This is a genomic window from Mycobacterium sp., from assembly GCF_035314665.1.
GTDB lineage: Bacteria > Actinomycetota > Actinomycetes > Mycobacteriales > Mycobacteriaceae > Mycobacterium.
Genome location: NZ_DATFZD010000455.1, coordinates 1 through 5,389 on the forward strand (window position 1 = coordinate 1; position 5,389 = coordinate 5,389).

Annotated in this window: 3 protein-coding genes; all 3 read right to left on the reverse strand. The window is 60.4% G+C overall.

What is annotated here, in order from left to right:
* On the reverse strand, positions 1–2,298 hold a 2,298-nt coding region (locus VKI00_RS33290; protein WP_324447558.1), incomplete at its 3' end, for an RND family transporter.
* Positions 2,295–2,726 (reverse strand): MmpS family transport accessory protein, encoded by a 432-nt coding sequence (locus VKI00_RS33295; protein WP_324447559.1) that lies wholly within the window; start codon positions 2,724–2,726, stop codon positions 2,295–2,297. The genes VKI00_RS33290 and VKI00_RS33295, both read right to left, overlap by 4 nt.
* 1,373 nt (positions 2,727–4,099) lie before the next feature.
* On the reverse strand, positions 4,100–4,249 hold the full coding sequence (locus VKI00_RS33300) for a hypothetical protein (RefSeq protein ID WP_324447560.1): 150 nt from the start codon (positions 4,247–4,249) through the stop codon (positions 4,100–4,102).
* Positions 4,250–5,389: the final 1,140 nt, after the last annotated feature.

Below are 5,389 nucleotides of genomic sequence, written 5' to 3' on the forward strand. Positions count from 1 at the left end.
CAGCAAGTCGTATTGGGAGCCCGACTGGATATCGCGGTATATCGCCGCCGTTCCGGCGAGGTAGAACCTGGCATCGGTGAGTGCCGTTCCCTTGACCGCTTGATGCGCGGCATTGAGCTCCGGCTTGACGGCGGAAATGCCGGCCGCAGTCGCCGGGTCCGCGTCGTGGGTGATGATGAACCGCGCGGCCTTGCCGTCCGGCGACAGGAAAAGTTTCAGACCGCGTTGAAAATCGGGATTTTGGAACGCTTCCGGCGGCAGGTAGAAGTAGTCGCCGCTCCTGGCGGCGTCGAAGGCCTGGCCCATAGTGCTTGCCGTATCGGTCATCTGGGCCATTTGCGTGACCAGACCCGAGAAGCTGCTGTGCATCGTGAGCAGGGTCCCCTGCATGGACGTTGCGACGGCGATGATTGGCGGGAACTGGCCGAGCATCTGCGGCAAGATCGCGTCGACGTTGTTCATGTCTTTGATCAGCGTGCTCATGTTCTCGCTGAACTTGTCCACACCGTCGATCGCCTCGAACACCGACCTGGCCGCCCAGCAGGCAGGGATGTCGTAACAGTGTTGTTCCCAGTACAAATAGCTGCGGAACGGTCTCGCGAAATCGTCGAAGTCCGCCAGGTGGTCTCTCATCTCGTCCAGAGTTGAGTGCATATCGTGCATGTCGCCGACCATGTGATGAGTCGTGCTGCTCATCTGCCCCATCAAGTCCTGCATGCGCTCCATCGAGCCGATCATTGCGCCGAGATCGTCGCTCATCTTGAGCATGTCGGCTGTCCGGTCCTTCATGAATCGAAGGTTTTCTCGGATCGGGATCGCTTGGGCGCTGATCTGGAACGGTATTGAGGTGTGCTCGATCGGGCCGCCCAATGGCCGGGTGATGCTTTGTACCATGGCGATTCCCGGCGATCGAAAAATGTCTTTGGCAATCCTGTCGAGGATGATCATATTGCCGCTGTTCCGCATGTCGTGATCACTCTCGATCATGAGGATATCGGGATTCATGGTGGCGGCGGTGAAGTGGCGCTCTGCGGCCGTGTATCCGACATTCGATGGCAAGTTGCGGGGTATGTAGAAGCGATCGTTGTAGCTGATCTTCATGCTCGGCATGATGAGGATGCCGACGACGGCGATGGCCAGCGAGGCCGCAAACACCGGACCGGGCCAGCGCACGGTAGCGGTGCCGATGCGCCGCCACCCGCGCGTCTTGATCATCCGTCTGGGGTCGAGCAAGCCAAACCGGGTCGCCACGGCGACAACGGCCGGCGCCGCGGTCATCGCCCCCGCGACGACGACGAGCAACCCCAAGGCGGACGGAATGCCCAGCGCCTTGAAATACGACAACCGCGCCAAGTGCAGGCAGAAGGTAGCTCCGGCGATCGTCAAACCCGAGCCCAAGATGATGTGAAAGGTCCCGCGGAACATCGTGTACCAGGCCGTTTCTCGATCCTGTCCGGCCTGACGGGCCTCCTGGTACCGACCGATGAGAAAGATCGCGTAATCGGTTCCCGCCGCGATCGCCAATGAGGACAGCATGGCGACGACGAACGTCGAGAAGCCCAACAATTCGTTGCTGCCGAGAAGCGCGACCAGCCCTCTGGCCGTACCCATCTCGAAACCGACCATGACGAGAACCAGAAGCACCGTGCTGATGGAACGGTAGGCGATGAACAGCATGATCATGATGACCACACCGGTCACGCCCATCATCTTGAACATGCTTTTATCGGCGGCTTCGTTCATGTCCGTCGACAGCGGTGCCGGACCGGTGACGTAGACCTTGAGCCCTTTGGGGGGCTCTGACTTGTCGACGATCCTCCGCACCGCGTCGACGGACTGGTTGCCCAGAGTGCTGCCCTGGTTGCCGGCCAGATTGAGTTGGACGTACGCGGCTTTGCCGTCCCGGCTCTGCACGCCGGCGGCCGTGAGCGGATCTCCCCACACGTTCTGAACATGCTGCACGTGTTGGGGGTCGGCCTGCAGCTTTTTCACCAAGCCGTCGTAATATCGGTGCGCCTCATCGCCGAGTTGTTGATCGCTCTCCAGAACAATCATCGCGATGCTGTCGGAGTCCGACTCGTGGAACGTTGCGCCGATGCGCTTGGCGGCGATCATCGCCGGCGCATCCTGCGGCGACATGGTGACCGCGTGGTTTCGCGCGACCGACTCGATCGGCGGCACAAGCACGTTCAAGGCTACGGTCAGCAGCAGCCACGCAATGAGTATCGGCACGGCGAACCTGCGGACGAACCGCATGAATTTCGGGCGGGCTTGGTTACCCGCGCTATGGGTGTTCATGCGGCCTTCACCAAGCAGGAAGTTTGGGCGTGGTGCCCGGCCGAGGATTGCTCGTCCTTGACCACACCGTCGACCGTGATCCGGCACCCGATGTTGTCGCTATTGCCTTGTGCCACCACGTTGGCGATTACGGCCGGCACCGTCGTCGCGATCGTAAAGATCCAGGGCAGGCTCGTGAAGTTCGCCTGTTCCGGCTGGGCGCTCTTATCCAAGTAGCTAACGCTCCCCGCGGTGTCGCCGGGCCCATAAACCTCGTATGTCACCTGCTTGACATGGGAGGGCTCGAGTGGTTCGGCGCTGCTGCCGGTCGCGGTAAAGATCGCGTCAGAGCCGAAAACGGCGCGGAGCCGACTGACGGCGACACCGCCGAGGGCAACCGCCACCACGACGATGAGCGGCACCCAAGCCCGGTTGAGAAAAGTCAACATTGAGTTTTCCTCACTCGCAGCCTCGTCCTTGTCGCTAGTAGCTTCGCGCCTGCGCCTTGGGCCTAGACAGGGCCGTTCGACCCGGTGATAGGTGACCTTCGCTGCCAGGGAGCAAAGGATCTGTCCCGAATATACCCTACGGGGTATCGTATACAACGGCGCTGTTGGCGGGCGCGGTATCAAGCAGCCCCGGCCCCCCAGGCACGATCGCGATCTAGCCAGGCAGGATCCGGACACAGCAGCGCAAGCAGAGATCGTGACACGTCGTGCAGACTCGACCATCTTTGTGTCAGGTCGTTATGCAGTGTTTCTGCATCTGCAGTCCGCGCCAGCACAATCACTAGCGCGTCGTAGTCGCACAATTTTATGGTTTCGATAACGTGATCAAGAAAGTCCTTAGTCATCGGAACGACCAACACAGCGACCCTCCTGGCAGGAATCGTGACATGATCGCCAACTAGTGTCCCAAGCACCGGGGCTGCTCATGGACTTTCGGCGGAAATCCATGCTAGGTGAGGCATTCGGTGTCGCGGAAACATCAGGACCGACCGTAATACTAACTGTGGACTGGGCAGCGACTTCGATGAACTGAGCCGACGCACTGACGAATGCTGCCACCAAATCCGTGCCCTCACTGCCCACCGCCCCTGCACGAACGAATACGACGGAATCGAATATGGAGTGTTACCAGTAAAATACCGCGTATTCCCTCTTGCGTTGTGCTGCAGTTGATTTCAATGCTACGGGAGTACCGATAATTTCGATGAGGTGGATTCGTGTCTCTGGCAACCAGTTTCGCGGTGTCCCTCTCACTATGCGAACGCGGCGTTGCTGATTCATCAGATGAATCCGTTCGTGTTGTGGGGCGGAAGCCGATGAGCTGGGCCGAATAGATCCCGGTCTGGTGGATGGTGCCGCGCCCCCGCCGGGGGATTACTGGCACGAGCTTGGCCTCGACAGCGCCTCCGTGACTACAATTTGACTACAAATTTTAACGGAATCCGGCGATGACCCGCCGGGCAGCACGGCGTAGGCGGGGTCGTAGGCCGGTATGGCGGACGGAGTAAAGCAACCCATGAATTGCTGCGACGGGCTTGCCGTCAATCGAGTGCTACCGACAAAACATTGGAGGCCGAACGGCATGTCGAGAACCAACGGAACATACCGCCCATTCCCCCCCACGGCTAAGCCAGGGGTATCCTGGGCGGCTTTCGATGACTGACGCATGGTGGTTGCCTACCGTCGCTCCAACAGAATGGGATGAAAGCTGGACTGGGGCCGGGCGCGCGCTTCCTAGCGCCGAAGTTAATCTTGGCGGTGGCCACACGATTGAATATGTGAACAAAAATGAGCTACGTAGTCTTATTGCGCAGTCAGACCTGTTCGGTCAGATCGAATCGATCGGTAAACACGTCGCCGCGTACCTGGACGTAATAGCGGCCCCCCCGAAGGCCAAAGCCGACGCTGGTGGCGACGAGGTGGCCGGTGTCCGCGCGGCGAAAGCTGCCAGCAAGGCGCGTCACCCAGCCAAAGGCAAGCCAGCTGAGGCGACGGCTAAGAAGGCGTCAGCCAAGGAGGCTGCACCTCGGCGCGCACCCCGCACAGGGTAAAGCAATGACTGTTCAATGGCGTGTTTGGGGCGAACGTCGCTAGCTTGTGCTAAGGGGACTCGCCGGGACCCCTAGACCAGCGCATCGCACTCACGGGACAGTCTCGGGCTCCTCGGAATCGCCGAGCGCATCGCGAATTGCATCAGGCGGCGCGAAGCTGAGCGCTTACTTCAGCAATATGGTGACCGCAGCACGGCTCTTCCGTCGCGAGGATGTTGTCTAGAAGGGCGTGCCACCCGCATAACGCCAGCCTCATCGGGGCGCGGAGTCGTTCAGCCGCCAGCAAACGAGCGGTCTCGCGCATCACCCCTAGGGCGCGGCCGGCCGGTATCGCAACATCGACCGCACTGCCCCGTCAGCGCCGCTCACGGTTCCACGGCGACCGCATGAGCAGGAATACGGCGAAATCGAATATGCAGGGTTACCAGTAGAACCGTGATTATTGCATCAGATGCAGGATTGAGCCCTCCTCAGCGTTCCTGCGGCTGCCGAGGCGCATTCGCTTGCGCTGACGTTGGCTAAAGCCCCGTGCCCTCCCTGAACGCCAAACTGCGCCGAATCCGTTGTGTTGCGCGGGCTTCCACAGCACACGCGCCCGCTACGCAGCGAACTGCTCGACTCCGTCCTGTTTGGCTACCTGTTTCACTAGATCGGACAAGGCGTTCATCCACCGTGACATGGTGCGATGAGCGCTGTTGATAATGCCGGCTTTTCGGGACCTTCAACATCTGCATACCTATCTTTTGATTGTCCGGGTGATCCGGGTCGGCGGAGGCCCAGAACTTCCTGACGAATCCGCCACTTGCAGACAGCGGAGCTTCTTGTTCCCACTGCGACCCTCGCCCGTCCAGGAACCCGAAGCTAGTTGACCCAGCTGGCCGGTCTATTCCCCTCAGGTTCGACAATGCGGCGCCGCCCACAACCGTCCCGTCCAACCATCTCGCATCACGCCTGCGATGATTCCAGCCCCATGGCATCGGTCCGCTCATCCGGACCGGCCCCGTCACCTCCGCAAACGCTGGTAAGAAGCACGGCGACCTGGCTATTCTCGCT